General features: G+C 49.2%; 14 protein-coding genes. 13 read left to right on the top strand and 1 reads right to left on the bottom strand.

Features of this window, described 5'->3' with window-relative positions; genetic code table 11:
* The first annotated feature begins 37 nt into the window (after positions 1-37).
* The 4 genes from ACI5FR_RS16255 (at position 38) to ACI5FR_RS16270 (ending at position 4,191) form a co-directional block, all read left to right on the top strand.
* Positions 38-1,021, top strand: a complete 984-nt coding sequence (locus ACI5FR_RS16255) for an ABC transporter permease (protein WP_405456064.1) — start codon at positions 38-40, stop codon at positions 1,019-1,021.
* Positions 1,022-1,310: 289 nt separating this feature from the next.
* Positions 1,311-1,928, top strand: coding sequence for a carbohydrate ABC transporter permease (locus ACI5FR_RS16260; protein ID WP_405456066.1), 618 nt, complete (start codon positions 1,311-1,313; stop codon positions 1,926-1,928).
* Positions 1,929-1,983: 55 nt separating this feature from the next.
* Entirely contained in the window at positions 1,984-3,684 is a 1,701-nt protein-coding gene (locus tag ACI5FR_RS16265) for an extracellular solute-binding protein (protein ID WP_405456068.1), read from the top strand.
* 192 nt (positions 3,685-3,876) lie between these two features.
* Complete coding sequence (locus tag ACI5FR_RS16270) at positions 3,877-4,191, top strand: hypothetical protein (RefSeq protein ID WP_405456070.1); 315 nt, start codon at positions 3,877-3,879, stop codon at positions 4,189-4,191.
* A 127-nt stretch (positions 4,192-4,318) separates the two neighbouring features.
* Here ACI5FR_RS16270 and ACI5FR_RS16275 read toward each other — a convergent pair whose 3' ends face one another.
* Positions 4,319-5,209, bottom strand: coding sequence for a helix-turn-helix transcriptional regulator (locus tag ACI5FR_RS16275; RefSeq protein WP_405456072.1), 891 nt, complete (start codon positions 5,207-5,209; stop codon positions 4,319-4,321).
* A 157-nt stretch (positions 5,210-5,366) separates the two neighbouring features.
* On the opposite strand from ACI5FR_RS16275, the gene ACI5FR_RS16280 reads away from it, so the two are divergent.
* From ACI5FR_RS16280 to ACI5FR_RS16320, 9 genes are all read left to right on the top strand, one after another.
* A complete protein-coding gene (locus tag ACI5FR_RS16280) occupies positions 5,367-6,629 on the top strand; it encodes a DegT/DnrJ/EryC1/StrS family aminotransferase (RefSeq protein WP_405456074.1) in 1,263 nt (420 codons plus the stop codon).
* Positions 6,630-6,746: 117 nt separating this feature from the next.
* On the top strand, positions 6,747-8,351 hold the full coding sequence (locus tag ACI5FR_RS16285; RefSeq protein ID WP_405456076.1) for an extracellular solute-binding protein: 1,605 nt from the start codon (positions 6,747-6,749) through the stop codon (positions 8,349-8,351).
* 17 nt (positions 8,352-8,368) lie between these two features.
* Positions 8,369-10,324 (top strand): hypothetical protein, encoded by a 1,956-nt coding sequence (locus ACI5FR_RS16290; protein ID WP_405456077.1) that lies wholly within the window; start codon positions 8,369-8,371, stop codon positions 10,322-10,324.
* Between the two features lie 130 nt (positions 10,325-10,454).
* A complete protein-coding gene (locus ACI5FR_RS16295; RefSeq protein ID WP_405456078.1) occupies positions 10,455-11,780 on the top strand; it encodes a sulfatase family protein in 1,326 nt (441 codons plus the stop codon).
* Positions 11,781-11,956: 176 nt separating this feature from the next.
* On the top strand, positions 11,957-12,919 hold the full coding sequence (locus ACI5FR_RS16300) for a LacI family DNA-binding transcriptional regulator (RefSeq protein WP_405456079.1): 963 nt from the start codon (positions 11,957-11,959) through the stop codon (positions 12,917-12,919).
* Between the two features lie 121 nt (positions 12,920-13,040).
* Entirely contained in the window at positions 13,041-14,312 is a 1,272-nt protein-coding gene (locus ACI5FR_RS16305) for a sugar ABC transporter substrate-binding protein (RefSeq protein WP_405456081.1), read from the top strand.
* A 128-nt stretch (positions 14,313-14,440) separates the two neighbouring features.
* On the top strand, positions 14,441-15,316 hold the full coding sequence (locus tag ACI5FR_RS16310; protein ID WP_405456084.1) for a carbohydrate ABC transporter permease: 876 nt from the start codon (positions 14,441-14,443) through the stop codon (positions 15,314-15,316).
* Positions 15,316-16,152, top strand: a complete 837-nt coding sequence (locus ACI5FR_RS16315) for a carbohydrate ABC transporter permease (RefSeq protein ID WP_405456086.1) — start codon at positions 15,316-15,318, stop codon at positions 16,150-16,152. Before ACI5FR_RS16310 ends, ACI5FR_RS16315 begins: the two co-directional genes overlap by 1 nt.
* Positions 16,153-16,189: 37 nt before the next feature.
* Positions 16,190-17,830 (top strand): glycoside hydrolase family 13 protein, encoded by a 1,641-nt coding sequence (locus ACI5FR_RS16320; RefSeq protein ID WP_405456088.1) that lies wholly within the window; start codon positions 16,190-16,192, stop codon positions 17,828-17,830.
* Positions 17,831-17,899: the final 69 nt, after the last annotated feature.

Raw genomic sequence — 17,899 nt, forward strand, 5'->3', positions numbered from 1 at the left:
TGAATGAGTAATCTATCGAACGGATCACATAAGCGGGGTGAACTACATCGAAATTCAACACGGCATTTCAGAAGAGTACGGCGCCTATCCTAAAGTCAAGCAAGCAGGGCTCCAAAAAAGTAAATGGGCGCTGTGGAAAAAGCAACGACAGCTTTTATTGATGGCTTTACCTTTTGTTTCCGTGGTTGTGTTCTCATATGGACCGCTTTGGGGATGGCTGATGGCATTCAAGAAATATTCAATCGTGAAGGGGTTGCTCGATAGTCCGTGGGTCGGGCTGTATCAGTTCCGTAAATTATTTCAGGACGATGAATTTTATCAGGTGCTGCGCAACACGCTTGCGATGAGCGCCATGAGTTTGATTTTCGGCTTCGTTTGCGCTATCGGTCTCGCGCTGCTGCTGAATGAAGTGCGCTTGATGCTGTTCAAACGGACAATCCAGACGATTACATACTTGCCGCACTTCGTATCGATGGTCGTCGTTGCCAGTATCGTGACGGTCATGTTATCCCCAGACCATGGATTGCTCAATGATCTCTTGATTTGGATGGGTATTATCGACGAGCCGATCTTCTATCTGTCCAAAGGGAACTGGTATTGGGTGATCAATACTTTAGTCGGGCTATGGAAAGAGGTTGGCTGGAGCAGTATTATTTATCTCGCGGTTTTGTCGGGAATAAGTCCGGAATTGTATGAGGCGGCGGAAGTGGACGGGGCAAGCCGATTTTCCAAAATGTGGCATATTTCGATACCAGGCATCATGCCCACCGCGATGATCCTGCTAATCTTGGCAACAGGGTCGCTCATAAACAGCGGATATGAAATGCAAATGCTGCTGGGCAACAATCTGACCATCGAGTACTCGCAGGTGCTTGATCTTTATGCACTGAATTACGCTTTCAAGCTTGGCGATTATTCTTACGGGGCCGCCATCAGCATTTTCAAATCGGTCGTCAGCGTCACGCTCGTACTGATTGTCAATGCGATTTCGAAGCGAATGGGCCAGTCCAGAGTCATCTGAGAGAGGAAGGATATAGATGAGAGGCAGCGTCGGTTTTGGCTCCGTGCTGTTCGTTATTTGCAACTACATATTTTTGATTGTATTGGGAGCGCTTACATTATACCCTTTCGTCAACTTGCTCGCCATATCGTTGAATGAATCCGCGGATGCATTGCGCGGGGGCATTTATTTTTTTCCTAGAAAGTTCACCTGGCTTAATTATCAAATCATTTTTCAAGACAAGACGTTGCTTCAGGCGACATTTGTTTCCATATCCAGAACTGTTATCGGTACAAGTCTTTCCCTTTTTATGACGACGATGGTTGCTTATGCGCTCAGCCGAAGGAACTTCGTGCTTCGAAAGACGATCAATACGATTCTTGTTGTCAGTATATATATCAACGGCGGCATTATCCCGTATTACTTGTTGATCTCGAACTTACATCTGATGAATACGTTCTTTGTGTATATTCTTCCAACCCTTATCAGCGCATTTAATGTCATTATCGTCCGCAGCTACATCGAACAACTGCCGGATGGGTTGATCGAGTCGGCACAGATTGACGGAGCGACGGATTTTCAAGTGCTTTTTCGGATTATCGTGTTTGTCAGCTTGCCTGTCCTGGCTACCATTACGCTGTTTATTGCCGTTCAACAGTGGAACGCATGGTTCGATAATTATTTGTTCAATAACAGCAATCGCTTGACGACACTCCAGTTTCAGCTGCAAAAAATATTGACGCAGTCGATTGAAGGCATGAAAGCGGAAGCATCCGGCAATATTGACGAGCAACTGCTGAAAACCATTTCCCCGCAATCGATTCGGGCCGCTTTGATCATCATCGTTACGGTTCCGATCCTGTTCGTTTATCCGTTTATGCAAAGGTACTTTATTAAAGGCTTTACTCTCGGCTCGATCAAAGGCTGATATCAAACGGAATCCATCCTTTGATATATCCAAAAACAATGGAAAGGGTGTTTAGATGAAAAAAGCAGTAAGCTTGATGGTCATCTCTATGCTTGCCATTAGCGGGGTAATCGGGTGCTCCAAGAATAACAATGAGGCGGCTTCTCCGACGAATAGCCCGGCTCCGGCAGCAGCGACACCTGCGGTAGACAAATCGCCGATTACGCTTGAGTTGTCGGGTTTGTATTCCACTTTTGTTCAAGACAACCCGGTCTGGAAGAAAATTGCGGAAAAAACAGGAGTCACGATGGTGGTGAAAGATCCGGTTACCGGCGACCGCAACCAAAAGTTCGACCTTTGGCTGGCATCGAAAGGGTATCCCGAAGACGGCTTCGTCATTCAAAAAACGACGCAGCTTGACAAATATGCGCAGGCGGGGGCGATCATTCCACTTGAAGGCTTGATCGACAAATACGGGCCGAACATCAAGAAGCAATTCGGGAAATATTATAATTTACTGAAAGATCCGAAGGACGGACATATTTATTCGATTTACTCGCCAAATCCGGTCTCAGAAACGATTGCAAACGCGCAAGGGTCATTCGCAATTCGTTATGATGTATTGAAAGAAGCCGGTTATCCGCAAATCAAAACGTTGGATCAGCTGTTCGACGTATTGCAGAAATATTATAAGGCGCATCCGACATCCGCCGACGGCAAATCGCAGATTGCATGGTCAGGGATAGGCGGAAATGAAGGGCAAATGATTTTGAACGCCCCGTCCCTCGCAGCTTCCGGAAATCAGGAGGTCGGCAACGGTGGGATCGGCTTGCGTGTCGATAACGGCGTGGTCAGCAGTAACCTCGTATCGGACAGCAATAAAAAATATTATGCATTTTTGAACAAGCTGCAAATGAGCGGTATGCTCGACCCGGAATATTTCACGATGACTCAGGACGCATCGGTTACGAAATTGGCGGAAAATCGCGTCTTAGCCGGCTTTTTTCCTTCCTGGTTTCTGCCTGGCAGCAACAATACGATCCGTGCCTCCGGCAAACTGGATAAAATGTTTGCCCCGCTGCCGATTACGTTTGAGGAAAATATGAAAGAAAATCATATTAATTCGGTTACACCTACAAGAGTCGGATGGAGTTGGGTTGTTTCCAGCAAATCCAAGCATCCGGAACGCGTTATCCAGCTTTACGACTATTTGTTCTCCGATGAAGGGCAAATCTTGCTCAACTGGGGAATTGAAGGAAAGCATTATGAAGTCGTAAATGGCAAACGTCAAGTAAAAGCGGACTATCAGGCACAGATGAATGCGGATCCCAACATTGTTTGGAAAGAAATGTATACCCCATTTGTCGGAGCGACATTCGCTATGAGCGCCGGCGTCAAATTAGGAGATGGCGATTACGCAGCCACGGTTACGCGCGATTCCGTAAATAAAAATTATGACGAGATGACGAAAGAGGTACTTTCCAAATATGGGAAGGAATTATGGGCGGATTTCCTGCCTAAAGTAGAATTCATTCCCGGCTATGTCGCAACGCTTTCCGTGCCGGATGAAATAAAGAGCGAGAATGCCAAGGTACAATCGATATGGCTGAAGGAATCGCCGAAAATCATTTATGCCAAATCGCTAGATGAATTTAACAAACAATGGGACGATTACAAAGCTCAAATGGATAAAGCCGGTTTGCCAAAAGTAGTGGATGCGATGAATAAGGCCTGGAAGGAATATACGGATGTGTACGATAAAGCGATAGGTAAATAATGTCTCAAAAGCCGGTAACTAATATTTTGAATTTTGTTTAGCAGGGTATGCAATCGTGACGATTGCATACCCTGCTTTTTGTGTGCTTGGCAGCGCAATCGACTAAGGCGTGAAAGTCTCCAGTACGCCGCGAGGTGGCGGGAAGTACATAGGAGACGCATAGTGCTTAGCCCGCAAGGGTAGGTGCGGAGGATGCGAAGGAAAACCCGGAACACGTATTCCATAACTTTGCAAAAGCTGGATCGTTTGTCGGGAGTGGCAAGCAGCTCTATTACCGTGGATGGAAATCCGTATACGGAAGGCGCATGGCTGGATTGGGCCGGTAAGCTGGGTCCGCATTGGATTCACGTCACGGTGACCGACATAGCTGGCAACAAGACGGAAGTCCAATTCAATCTTGTTGTAGAAACGTCCATTCAGTCCGTGATTCAGCTGGTGAAACGATATGCAGCGGAGGGGCAAATTCATAATCCTGCTTTGCAGCAGCTCTTAATTTCTCAGTGTTGATTACCGATATTCGGGCATTGATTACTAGATCGAACCCATAGTCAAGGAAAAATCAAAAGGGGCTGTTCCTGCGCGAAACTCATCTTGATGAGTCCGTATGGAACAGCCCTTAGTATGTACCCGACGTTCAGGAGTCGCGATGCAGCACTTTAGCCCGGTACTCCGTGGCTGTAATTCCCATCTGATCCTTGAATACTCGGGTGAAGGTGCGGAGGGATTGAAAGCCTACTTCATAAGCAACGTCAATAACGGGCATTTCCAAGCAAGTCAGCAGACTGCACGCCCGCCGGACTCTGAGGTTGTGTAAATATTCTATGAAGCTGCGGTTCAGCAATTGTTTAAAGGCTTTACTGATCAAATACTCGCTGATTCCGAAAACCGTCGAAAGCTGTTTAAGCGAGAGGGACTCATTAAGGAAGTGGACATGAACATACTCGATGATCTTCCATTCCGGGTTCTCGACGGGCTGAATGTTGCCTGCCCTATGTAATTCCGTGTGGCAGCGGATGAAATTCATGATGAGTTCGAAGAGCTTGAGCTTGAGGAAGTGATTTTTTTCGATTCCATCCTGAGCGAATTCATGGAGCAGTACTTTGAATATGGATTTTACATTTTCGAAGCTGACCGGATCCAGAACATAATGGTGGGACATCGATTGACCAAGGTTGACGAGCCATTTGCCGAGATCGTTGAATTCGGAAGCGTTCAACAAGGACATATCGAACATACAGCTGTATTTTCTGATTCCGGATGCTTGGGATTGTTCCAGGGCATGGATGTCGTAGGGCATAAGAAACGAAAAGGTACCAGGTGCAATAGGATGCATCACGCCATTGATAAAGCCTTGCGCGGTGCCCTCCAATGTCAGGGAAATCTCGGCAAATTCATGATGATGGTAAGAGTAATTATACTTGAGAATCGATTCGCAGACATAAAGGGGCAGGACGCCTTTGGGAAAGTGTGCCAGTTGATAATAGTCCTGCAGGGTGGGGAAAGGGGACATAGCAAATCGCTCCATCACTCCGTACTTTCTTCCACTATATCACAAGATTCCAGTAGATCTATACCGCTTAGATTTAATGACCAGACATTTCGGAAAATTGGCCAATCGCCCGATTGTTATTCCATTAGTATCGGTTTACATGAAGGTTGCGACGAGAGAGGAGGAAGGACTGTTGAAAAAAAGAAGCAGTTTGGAGCATTTGGCCATGAACGGTGGACCGAAGGTGAAAGTGGCTCCGTTTCCGAGCAGGCAGCATGTTGGTACGGAGGAGAAGGAAGCCATTATTGCCTATCTCGATGAAGCCATTACCCGCGGTGCTGGGCTCGGCTATAACGGTGTTCAAGAAACGGCCTACTGCAAGGAATTTGCGGAATACATGGGCGGGGGGTATGCCGATGCGGTCAATTCAGGAACGACTGCCGTTTATGTAGCGCTTCGTGCCTTGAACTTGGAGCCTTTCACCGAGGTGATTGTGAGCCCGATTACCGATCCGGGCGGGATGATGCCGATCGCCTTGCTAAACTGTATTCCGGTAGTGGCGGACTCCGCACCGGGTCGTTATAACACGGATTCGAATCAAATTGAGAAAATGATCACCCCCTTAACTAGTGCTATTCTAGTTGCGCATATTGGCGGGGAGCCTGCAGATATCGAAGCTATAGTAGAAGTCGGGAAAAAATACAACGTTCCGGTCATTGAAGATTGTGCCCAAGCGCACGGGGCCAAAATGAACGGCAAGCTGGTCGGGTCGTTCGGCGATATCGCCGCCTTCTCCACGATGTCCGGGAAGCACCACAGCACAGGCGGTCAGGGCGGGTTAGTCTTCACCAAGAACGAAGAACTATATTGGCGCGTAAGGCAAACCGCCGACAGAGGCAAACCGTTCGGACTCCCATCCGGATCAAGCAATATTACGGCATCGCTTAACTTTAACATGAGCGATCTTGCCGCCGTGATCGGCCGTGAGCAATTGAAGAAGCTGCCGGGCATCGTGGACAAGCGTCGTCAGATTGTGGAGACATTAACAGAGCGGTTGAGTGGTTTGCAAACCGTTGTCGTACCTCCGCAGCTTCCTGGCGCCGAGGCTTCCTATTGGTGGTGGCGTCTTGCCATTAACCCGGGGAAGCTTGCATGCGATAAGGACACTTACTGCAAAGCGCTGCTCGCGGAAGGGATTCCGATCACTCCCAAGTATCGTGCAATGCCGCATGAAATGGATTGGTTTAAGAACCGAAGCGTATTTGGAACAAGCGGGTATCCTTGGAGAGCTCCCGAGTATAAAGGAGATTCGGCACGTAAATTTGATTGTCCTAATGCGGTAGCAGCGACAGATGTGCAGTTTAATCTGATCCTCTTCGAAAGCTGGGGGGATGAAGAAATGGCAGACGTTGTAACCGCATTCGAGAAAATCGAACACGCTTTCAAAGCGGACTAGAAACAGATCCAATTCTGTAAAAGCATTTTGCAAAGGGGGTGATGATCGGATCGATCAAGGGTTAAGAAGGCTCGTGATGGTTACTTGTAATTAAACGGATGGAGGGATTCTCGAAACATGATTCGAAACAAAGTGTTAATCAGTGCTACGATTGCAGCTTTATTGGCAGCAGGAACAATCGGGTGTTCATCGGGAACGACTCAAGACACGGAACCGAAGAAAAACTCCGATACGCCTGCACCGACGCAAGCCTTAGACGACAAGACGAAAAAGCATACGATTTCCATTATGAAAAGCGGTTCCGGGGATTTGCCGCCGGCAGACGGACGGGGCGTCCAAATGATCAATGAAAAATTCAATATCGATTACAAAATCAATTTGATTCCGCAAGGTACGTACGATGAGAAACTTACCGCATTGCTCGCGTCCGGATCTGTGCCTGATCTGTTATATTTCACGGCCGGCGACCTGTCAGGCAAGTACAGCAAATTTGTAAAGCAGGGAGCCTTCCTTGCGCTCGATGAGTATATCGACCAATATCCGTCGCTTAAACGGATTCCAAAGTATGTGCTCGATCAATTCCGCGTAAACGGGAAGTTGTATGCCATTCCTTCTTATTACCCCAAGTTCGGTTTTACTACCGTTATTCGTAAGGATTGGCTTGATAATCTAGGCCTGCAAGTGCCTACAAGCTATGAGGAGTTGAAAAAGGTTGCGATCGCCTTCACGAAAAACGACCCCGACAAAAACGGAAAAAACGATACATACGGATTAGCGCTGGGAAAGGGTATTGCCCCAACGTTCGCACAGGGCGCCTACTGGGATCCGGGTGCGTGGTATCATAAGGATGCCCAAGGCCGCTTTATACCTGGAATGATCGGACCGGGCCGCAAGGAAATGATTCAGCTGTTTGCGGACCTGTACAAAGAAAACGCCCTTACACGCGATTTTGCGTCGATTGATTGGGCCAACACGAACAAAGAGTTTTATTCCGGCAAAGCCGGTATTTTCATAGGCACGCCTCGCGGTATGTCCCAAGCCTATATGGATGGACTGATGCAGCTGAGTCCTGAAGCCAAGTTCGTTCACTTGGAGCAGTTCAAAGCTCCGGACGGTTCGCAGGGCATGCTGTCGGGCCGCGGATTCTTAAGCTTCCTGGTCGTCTCGGCGGAAGCGGGAAAGGACAAGGGCAAAGTGAAACGCATGCTGGACCTTGTTGAAGCCGGCCGCACATTCGTTACGGATGACAAGAGGAACGACAAAAATGCTGAATATGACTGGCTGATGGGGAATGTAGGCCAAGCTTACGATATGGTGGACGGCAAACCGGTCGTGAAAAAAGATGCTGCGGTCCAAGGAAAGTATCCGCTTGTCTATATGCCGGATGGCATTGCATGGCCTAATACCGATACGGAGATCAAATATGGAGACAGCTATAAGGGACCGTTGAAAACCTTAGTAGAAGGCATCTCCAAATCGTATAGCAGTTTAAAATATTACGCTTCCCCGAACTATACGGCCTTCTCGGAAACGGAACAGACGAAAGGCGCAGATTTGAACCAGTATCTCATTGACGAGCAGACTAAGATGATTGCCGGCCAGCGTCCGGTCTCGGATTGGGACAAAATGGTAGAGGAGTGGAAAGCGAAGGGCGGCGAGCAGATCATTAAAGAAATGAACGCCGGCATTAAAATGAAGGATGCAAAAGAAGGCTGGAACTAAAAAAGAGAGGTAAGCAAATGACATCGGACACAACAAAGCGACTGACGGAACTGGGCGTTCAGGTTTGGAACGCAACTCTGCACTCGGCGACCCGCGGAATTACACGGGATGATCGTCATATCCTTTATGCCGTAATGGATGGAGCTTACGGGGCGAATGCTCATTTGGCCTGTATTGACATCAACTCCGGCAACGTATTGGAGATGCTGCCGATCCCCGGAGGAATCTCGTCCTGGGCGGCGACTACCGCGACCGACGGGTCCGTGTATATCGGTTCGACCGCAACCGGTCACTTGTACCGATACGTGCCGGGAAGCGGCTTCGTGATGGACCTGGGTGTAGCCGTCAAAGGCGAAACTTACGTATTCTGCTTGTCGGCGGGAGCGGATGGAGTTGTTTATGGAGGCACCTACAATGGGGCCTGTTTTTTCGAGTATTCTCCACAGAACGGATTCAAGGTTTTTCCAAGCGATCCGGTACGAGACCAAGAAGATTATGTAAGAACGATGCATCACGACGTGGAGCATTCGATTACGTATTTGGGAATCGGGTCTCATGCCCATCTTGTCCGCTACGATCATAAGACGGGGCAGTCGGAAAATTTGCTTCCGGAGGATCCCGACAATACGTTTGTCCATGATATTCAGATCGAGGGCGGAAAGCTGTTCGTACGGAAACTGGGCTCCATGGACCTAATGGTGTTTCAGGAGAATGACAATGCGGCCGATAACCGCTTGACGCTCGAGCAAACGATCCCCAAAGTGCAGTCATTCGGCGTTTCTCCTTTGTATGACGGCTGTGTTTATTTCACCGTCGGCTCGGTGCTGCACCGTTATGATATAGAACAGGGGACGATCCGAAATCTTGAACTCGATCTTAAGATCTGCCCTTTGTACATGATGTGGGAGAGGCTGGACGATCAATCCCGGTATCCCGGCATGACGCTCATCGGAATCAATTATATCCGGGGCATTACTTGTATGGTGCGATACAATCCGGAGAAGCACTTCGCGGATATTACGGAATTGGATATGAAAGGCGCTCCGACTAATATCAACAGTATCCTTATCGGCCCGGACGGTCTTCTTTATTCCAGCGGATATTTGGTCGGGGGCATGGGCATGCTCAATCCGGAAACCGCCGAAAACAAACAATTCAAGGGCCTGGGGCAAGCGGAAGGGATTTGCTCGTTCGGGGATAAATTGTATTTTGGCGTTTATCCGGGTGCAAGAATTTACGAAGTGGATCCTTCCCGTCCTTGGTCCGATGCGGACGGTACGAATCCCAAACTTCTGTTCTCCTTGAAGGAGAATGGGCAGGACCGCCCATTCGGAATCGCCGCCGGAGACGGAAAACTGTTTTTCGGCACCGTAGCGAGTTACGGTAAGCTTGGGGGAGCCTTGACTCTATACGATCCGGCTACAGGCGAGAGGGAAGTGTTGGAATCGCCGGCCGGAAACCTCAGTCTTCTGTCTCTCGTGTACTTGGACGGCAAAGTGTATGCAGGGACATCGATCTGGGGCGGATTGGGGATCAAGCCTTGCGAGACGGAGGCTCCGTTATTCGTTTACGACACGAGAAGCGGGATCTCGGAGTTGATCCCGTTGCCGGTGCGGGGATTTACGGCGATCACCGCGATCACGCTCGGACCTGACGGGCTGGTCTGGGGTATCGCGGAGGGATTCCTTTTTGCGTACAATCCACATACAAGCAGCTTTGAGTGGTATGAGCACGCCTTGCCAGAAATCCGGTATGTCACAGGAGCGATTTGGCGTGACGCCTATCTGTTGGCCGGATCCGACGGATTCATTTATGGAACATCACGTGCCGGGTTGTTGTTCCGAATCCATCCGATTGACAAAAAGGTGACGGTATTGGAGCGGGGCGAAGTGTTCTTCCTTCTGGCGGAGGACGACAGGAAACGTCTATATTTCACAGACGGCGGCGCCCGTTTGTTGCGATACACGCTTTAATCATAGGTTCTAAAAAGGTTAGCGGTGAGCATGGGTTGCCATCGCTCTGCAAAGGGCAGAGCGATGGCAGTTTCTTTTTGTGGTGACGGAGGCTGTGGTATAATGCCGGTAAAAAGGAGGTAAACGGAAGATGAATATCGTTTACATGCATACGCACGATACCGGGCGTTACATCCAGCCATACGGCCACGCGGTCCCAACGCCAAACCTGCAAGCCTTTTCCGAAGAAGGTTTGCTGTTCCGGCATGCCTATTGCGCGGGTCCGACCTGTTCGCCTAGCCGCACATCCCTGCTAACCGGCATGTGTCCGCATACGAACGGCATGATCGGACTGGCTCACCGAGGATTCGCCATGAAGGACCCGTCGAGGCATTTGGGCGCATTCTTGAGACAGAATGGCTATGAAACGGCTCTTAGCGGGATGAGTCATGAAGGGGAGGTGATTTTCGAGAAGTGTTATGATCGAGTACTCACGGAGCATTTCCCCGGCGGTCCGGATCAGGCGGATCTTGAAGATCGCGCGAATTCTAAGAATGCAGCCGAGTTTATTTTGTCCCGCAGCCCATCCGACCGGCCTTTCTTTCTATCATTCGGCATGAGGCATACGCATCGACCGTTCAATAAAAATCTGGGAGACGTTAAACCTCAATACGTCGTCCCGCCGTCCCCGCTGGCCGATAACGCGCGAAACCGGGAAGACATGGCCGAATTCACAGCCTCGGCGAAGGTTATGGATGAATGTGTCGGGGTCGTTCTGGACGCTTTGCGGCAAAGCGGGTTGGACAAGGACACCTTTGTATTTTTCACAACCGACCACGGAATTGCATTTCCGTTCATGAAATGCAGTTTATACGATGCCGGCATCGGGGTTTCCTTGATCATGCGTTACCCCGGGCTGAAGCGGCAAGGGGAAGCGACGGATGCCTTGGTCTCTCATCTGGATGTATTTCCAACCTTGTGCGATCTTATCGGCCTGGATAAGCCGGGGTGGCTGGAAGGACGTTCGATGCTGCCGATTCTGAACGGAGAGTCGGAGAAAATTCGCGACGAAATCTTCAGCGAGGTAACGTTTCATGCAGCCTATGAACCGAAGAGATGCATTCGTACGGAGCGTTACAAGCTCATCCGTCGCTATGATGAACATGACTCGGTTGTTCCGGCCAATATCGATGCGGGCCTGAGCAAGGAGCATGTCGTAGAACACGGGCTGCTCGCCAATGAACTGGACCGGGTGATGCTCTTTGATTTGGCGCTCGATCCGAATGAAAGGCAAAACTTGATCGGAAACCCCGCATATAGGGAGATCGGGAATGAGCTGAGTCGAAGATTGGACGGCTGGATGGAAGAGACACGAGATCCGTTGTTGAAAGGCAAGGTGCCGAAACCTCCTGGTGCCAAAGTGAACAGGCTGGACTGTTTGGAACCGAATGAGACGGATTTCGAGGATCCCGAATAAGTTATAATGATTACCATAAGGTACCAGAAGAAAGACCGCAAGGTGGGGAATACTCTGCCTCGCGGTCTTTTTTTATGGATTTTTTACTGTTTTACTTTGTAATTTACTAAATCCTATTTTGAGCTGCACAAAACCGTGTTATAGTAAAATATATAAACATTGGGGGAGTGGCAATTATGATAGGACTGAAAGACATCGCGAAGCTTGCCAATGTATCCGTTTCTACAGTCTCCAACGTTCTGAATGGACGCAAGAATGTAGGGCAGGCCACGAGGGAACGCGTTTTGCAAATTTGTTCGGAGTACGGGTACACCCATGCATCCGGTAAAACCGGGAAAACAGACAAAGCCAAAACGGTCATCTTTAATTTCAGCGACTTTGACCGGGATTTTTATATGAAAATCATTCACGGAATGAGCGATTGCCTGACGGAAAACGGGTATGATTTGATTATTTGCACGAACAAATCGAGCGGCAATTTTATGAACAGTCATTTTGCGAGCGGTTGCATCAGTCTGGATGGAAACATAACGGACCCTTATATCGTCTCGGTTGCGAAGCCCGAATTTCCAATCGTCCTGATGGACAGACTGATCGACAATGAAACCGCCAATACGAAAAGTGTTCTCGTCGACAATTATCCCGCCATGTGCGAATTGGTGCAGGCGCTGGTAGATAAGGGATTTAAACGGTACGGATATATCGGCGGATTGGAGACATTGGATAATAAAGAGCGGTTTTCCGGGCTAACCGACACCTTGCTAAACAATGGAATTGCATTCGATCGGAAACAGTATTTTCATGGCAATTATCGCGAGAAGAGCGGCTATCAGGCTGCTAAAATCATGATTTTGAGCAATGATTTGCCCGATGTGCTCGTTTGTGCGAATGACAACATGGCCATCGGGGCGATCAAGGCATTGGAAGAACACAACATCAGAGTGCCGGACGATATATCCGTTACAGGTTTCGATGACTCTGATGCAGCGGCGATGGCAGGCTTGACGACCATTTCGATTCCGCGGTATGAAAGCGGGTATTTGGCCGCCAAAGAGCTGCTCGAAATGATCCATGGGACAGCCAAGAAAGAACCGTTCAAGCTTAGTGCGGCCATCAAATGGAGAAGGACAGTAAAATAAGTAAAAATGCCAAGTAAATACTTGTCCATTTTACTGAATAATGTTCGGTTTTTATTGACTTTTTGGAGTAAACGCAATATGATGATGCTGTAAGCGTTTTACTATATAGGGAGGGGTAAACTTGAGACAAGTAAAAAAAATTGTCGGTTTATTAACGGCAACGGCACTGATCGCCGTTATGGCAGGCTGTGGGTCCTCGAATGGCAGCACCTCCGGTTCGTCGCCGGCTCCGGGTTCCCCGGGGGCAACGCAAAAGCTGAAGAAAATTTCCATTTTCCAATCCAAGGTCGAAATTGCCGGACCGCTGGAAGCGCTGGCTAAGAAGTACACATCAGAAACCGGCAACGAAGTGGAAGTGTGGGGCTCTGCAGGCGACGCTTACCTGACACAGCTTCAAGCGAAGCTGACTGCGAACCAAGGCCCGACTATATTCAGCACGAGTCCGGGACCTACCGCGGAGAAATTGAAATCGTACTTCTACGACTTGAGCAATGAACCGTATACGAAGTTTGTTGCCCCTAACATGGCATTGAAGGTCGACGGCAAAGTCGTCGGGATTCCATATGGCGTAGAGGGCTTCGGTCTGGTATACAATAAAGATTTGGTTGACCCGAAGAACGTGACTGACCTGGCTTCGTTCACCAGTACGATGGAGAAGCTGAAAGCTGACGGAAAGAACCCGCTCAGCTTGTCTCAAGAAGCTTTCTTCCTGATCGGACACATCCTGAATACTCCGTTTGCCTTGCAGCAAGATCCTCAAGCTTTTATTGATAAATTGAATAAAGGCGAAGTCAAGATGGCGACTACGAAGGAATTCCAGGAACTGGCGAAGTTTCTCGATGTGATCAAAGCGAACAGCAAAAACCCGATGGAAGTCAAATATGATACCCAGATGGGCGATTTTGCAACCGGGAAAACGGCTATGGTTCACCAGGGCAACTGGAGCTATGGGATGCTCAAGGACTACAAGAGTATGGATCCCAAGCTCGGCATGATGGCGTTTCCGCTGATGGGCAACAAAAAAATTGCCGTAGGCGTAGCAAGCGACTGGGTGATCAACTCCAAAGCGAGCCCTGATGAAATCAAGGCTGCCAGCGCATTCTTGAATTGGCTGTTCACCAGCGATTCCGGCAAGAACGCCATCGTAAAAGAGTTTAAGTTCATTCCGGCGATGACGAATATGGAAGCCAATGAACTCGATCCACTGTCCAAGGTGGTATTCGAAGCGACGAAGAGCGGGCAAACGATTCCATGGACCCATCCACTCTTCCCGGCCAACATTGTCGTCAACGATCTGGCTCCGGCAGCACAGGAATATTTCCTGAAGAAAGACATGACCGGCCAGCAATTGCTGGAAAAACTCGACGCCGCGTGGGCGAAAGCCGCAAAATAAACAAAAATGCGCAGCCTATAAGATGAATGAAACGAAAGCCCGAGCTCCGACGTGGCAACCATTGAGCGTTGGGCTTTCGTTTTTGTTTGGGACTCAAGGCTGGATTTCAGCGGAGAGAGGGATGGGGTATGAAAAAAACAAAAGATAAGGCTTGGTTCGCCTTATTTACAGTGCCGCTTGTTTTTGTCTTTACAACCGTTGTCATTATCCCCTTTGTCATCGGGATTTATTATTCTTTCGTCAAATGGGACGGCATCCCGGCCAATCCGAAGGTGTTCGTCGGTATGGACAACTACGTTCAGCTGTTCCAGGATGAACGTTTTCTAACATCGGCCTGGCATACGATCAAGTTCACCGTACTGGCTCTTCTGGCCGTGAACGTGCTGGGCGTTGCTTTTTCTCTGCTCGTCACTACGAAGCTCAGGGTGAGCAACACCGCGCGAACGTTGTTCTTCATGCCGAATCTGATCGGGGGCTTGATCCTCGGCTACATTTGGCAATTTGTGTTTACGGATGTCATGAAATATGTCGGCGAGAAAACGGGCTTTGAATCTATTTTCTTCAACTGGCTGCTAAATCCGCAATTCGCGCTTTATGCCATGGTCGTTGTCTTTACCTGGCAAATGGCGGGGTATACGATGATTATCTACATCGCCGGCATTCAAGGAATACCGGACGAATTGTTGGAAGCCGCCAAGGTGGACGGAGCGAATCTGCGGCAGCGGCTTACCCGCATTGTTTTTCCGCTGCTCATGCCCGCATTCACCATTTGCTTGTTTATGACGCTTTCCGGCGCATTCAAAATTTATGACGTCAACTTGTCGCTAACCAAAGGCGGTCCGAGCAATGCAACGGAAATGTTCGCCATGAATATTTTTAATGAAATCTTCGGGTACGGACACTACGGTCTCGGTCAGGCGAAAGCGATCGTCTTCTTCCTTATTGTTGCGTGCCTCACGTTGACCCAGGTCGCCATCACGAAGAAGAGAGAGGTGCAAATGTAATGAGAAAAACAGGCAGACTGTTGTCCGAAATCTTGCTTGTTGCTCTTGCGCTTCTGTTCCTGTCTCCGATCTATATCATGGTGGTCAACTCGTTCAAAACCCGCGCGGAGATGTATGAGAATGTACTAGCGCTGCCTTCCTCCTTCGGGTTCGGGTACTTTGCGAAAGCGATGGAAAAGATGAACTTCTGGACGGCCTTCGGCAATTCGTTATACGTAACCGCTTTGTCGGTACTGCTGGTGGTCGTTCTGGCTTCCATGACGGCCTGGATGCTGGTCCGAACAGACAATCGTTTGAGCAAAATCATCTTCATGACGTTTGTTGCGACGATGCTCATTCCGTTCCAGACGCTAATGATGCCGCTCATGCAGGTCATGGACTGGATTCGCTCGCATCTGCACATTCCCATGCTGAATACGCACGGGGGATTAATCTATATGAACGTAGGCTTCCACGCCAGCATGGCGGTGTTCCTGTATCACGGCTTCATCAAGTCGATTCCGGTTGCGCTGGAGGAAGCCGCTACGCTGGACGGGTGCAGCAAATTCGGCTTGTTCTGGCGAATCGTGTTCCCGATGCTCAAGACGATCACGATCACGATTGCCATTCTGAACGTGATCTCGTTGTGGAACGATTACTTGCTGCCGTCTCTGACGCTATCCGACAAAACATTGCGCACGATTCCGCTGTCCACGTTCTACTTCTTCGGAGAATTTACCATTGAGTGGAATCTGGCTATGGCCGGCCTGACGCTCACGATCATACCGGTAGTGGTGTTTTACGCGTTGGCGCAAAAATATATTATCAAGGGCATAGCAGCGGGAGCGGTAAAATAACACATCACGAGAAATGATGGGCTAAAGGTGGAAGGAAATGAAAAGAGCATGGTGGAAAGAAGTTGTTGTGTATCAAGTTTACTGGAGAAGCTTCTTTGATTCGAATGGCGACGGGTTTGGCGATTTAATAGGTGTGATCGAGAAATTGGACTACATTCAAAGCCTGGGCGTAGACGCCATCTGGCTCAATCCTTGTTACGAATCCCCGGATAAAGATAACGGGTACGATATTTCGGACTTCACCACAATCATGAATAAAGCCGGGACGATGGACGATTGGGAGAAGCTGCTCTCGGAGGTCCATCGGCGGGGCATGAAGCTCATCATGGATCTGGTCGTGAACCATACGTCGAACCTGCATCCCTGGTTTGTCGAATCCCGCTCCTCCCGGGACAATCCCAAGAGGGACTGGTACATTTGGCGCGGCGACGATCCGCACGAACCGCCGAACAATTGGCGCTCGTATTTCTCCCCGTCGACCTGGGAATGGGATGAGCGTACCGGCCAGTATTACTTCCATTCCTTTGCCGCGGAGCAGCCCGATCTGAACTGGGAAAACCCGGAGCTGAGGAATGAAATTTACCGGATGATGCGCTTTTGGCTCGATAAAGGCATTGACGGTTTCCGTCTGGACGCCATCGCCCTGCTGGCCAAACCGGCCTCTTATCCGAATGCGGACAATCCGGAGGACATTCGGTATTTGACCAATAATCCGGGGGTTCATGAGTATTTGCAAGAAATGAATGAGCGGGTATTCCGCCACTATGACGTGATGACGGTTGGCGAGGTAGCCTTCGTAGACCCTGAAGAAGGCTTGAAATACGTTTCAGAGGACCGAAACGAGCTGCAGTCCCTGTTTCATTTTGAAATTGCGGATGAAATGCCCTCTTGGGATATGCTGCGGTACAAATGCATACAACGAAAGTGGCATAACGCCTTTTACGGAAAAGGCTGGAACTCCCACTTCCTGAACAACCACGATCATACTCGGCAAGTGAGCCGTTACGGCAATGACCGCGAGTATCGGCTCCAATCGGCGAAGCTGTTGGCAACCTTGATCCACACGCTGCCGGGAACGCCGTATATTTATCAAGGGGAAGAAATCGGCATGACCGGAGTTCGGTTCGACCGAATCGAGGATTACCACGATATTGCGATGAAGAACAGATATGAGGAGCTGGCGGGGAAAGGGAACGATCCGGAACGCGTTCTGGACATGCTGCGCCCGCTAAGCAGGGATAATTCGCGTACGCCCATGCAGTGGGACGACTCGCCGAATGCTGGATTTACTTCCGGTGTTCCTTGGATCCGGGTAAACCCGAATTTCAAGGAAATCAATGTCGAGCAGTCGAGGAACGACCCGGACTCCATCTATGCTTATTATCAAAAGCTGATTGCACTCCGTAAGGCCAATCCGGTCATGGTTTACGGCGACTATGAAGATTTGCTGCCGGATGACGTTCATGTTTACGCCTACATCCGGAAGTGGGAGCAAACGTGCTGGCTCATCGTATTGAATCAATCCGACGAGTTCCATGAGCTCGTATTGCCGGCCCATCTAATAGCGGAACAACGGATTTTGGGCAACTATTCCGAGTCGGAGCTTGAAACGAACGATCAAGGATTGCCTCGCCGGTTAAGACCTTTTGAGGCGCTCGTATATCATATAAGTTCCTAGTTTACAAATCGAATCGATCATGCAAAAGCTCTCGGACGGGTCCGGGAGCTTTTGTATTCTGGATTAACA

It is taken from the genome of Paenibacillus sp. HJGM_3, from assembly GCF_045062745.1.
In the GTDB taxonomy this organism is placed as follows: domain Bacteria; phylum Bacillota; class Bacilli; order Paenibacillales; family NBRC-103111; genus Paenibacillus_AA.

What these genes read in the sequence shown, in the direction of transcription:
- ACI5FR_RS16260 (WP_405456066.1), top strand. Translation starts at nt 1,311, where the DNA reads ATGACGACGATGGTTGCTTATGCGCTCAGCCGAAGGAACTTCGTGCTT.
- ACI5FR_RS16265 (WP_405456068.1), top strand. Translation starts at nt 1,984, where the DNA reads ATGAAAAAAGCAGTAAGCTTGATGGTCATCTCTATGCTTGCCATTAGC.
- ACI5FR_RS16270 (WP_405456070.1), top strand. Translation starts at nt 3,877, where the DNA reads ATGCGAAGGAAAACCCGGAACACGTATTCCATAACTTTGCAAAAGCTG.
- ACI5FR_RS16275 (WP_405456072.1), bottom strand. Translation starts at nt 5,209, where the DNA reads ATGGAGCGATTTGCTATGTCCCCTTTCCCCACCCTGCAGGACTATTAT.
- ACI5FR_RS16285 (WP_405456076.1), top strand. Translation starts at nt 6,747, where the DNA reads ATGATTCGAAACAAAGTGTTAATCAGTGCTACGATTGCAGCTTTATTG.
- ACI5FR_RS16290 (WP_405456077.1), top strand. Translation starts at nt 8,369, where the DNA reads ATGACATCGGACACAACAAAGCGACTGACGGAACTGGGCGTTCAGGTT.
- ACI5FR_RS16295 (WP_405456078.1), top strand. Translation starts at nt 10,455, where the DNA reads ATGAATATCGTTTACATGCATACGCACGATACCGGGCGTTACATCCAG.
- ACI5FR_RS16300 (WP_405456079.1), top strand. Translation starts at nt 11,957, where the DNA reads ATGATAGGACTGAAAGACATCGCGAAGCTTGCCAATGTATCCGTTTCT.
- ACI5FR_RS16310 (WP_405456084.1), top strand. Translation starts at nt 14,441, where the DNA reads ATGAAAAAAACAAAAGATAAGGCTTGGTTCGCCTTATTTACAGTGCCG.
- ACI5FR_RS16315 (WP_405456086.1), top strand. Translation starts at nt 15,316, where the DNA reads ATGAGAAAAACAGGCAGACTGTTGTCCGAAATCTTGCTTGTTGCTCTT.
- ACI5FR_RS16320 (WP_405456088.1), top strand. Translation starts at nt 16,190, where the DNA reads ATGAAAAGAGCATGGTGGAAAGAAGTTGTTGTGTATCAAGTTTACTGG.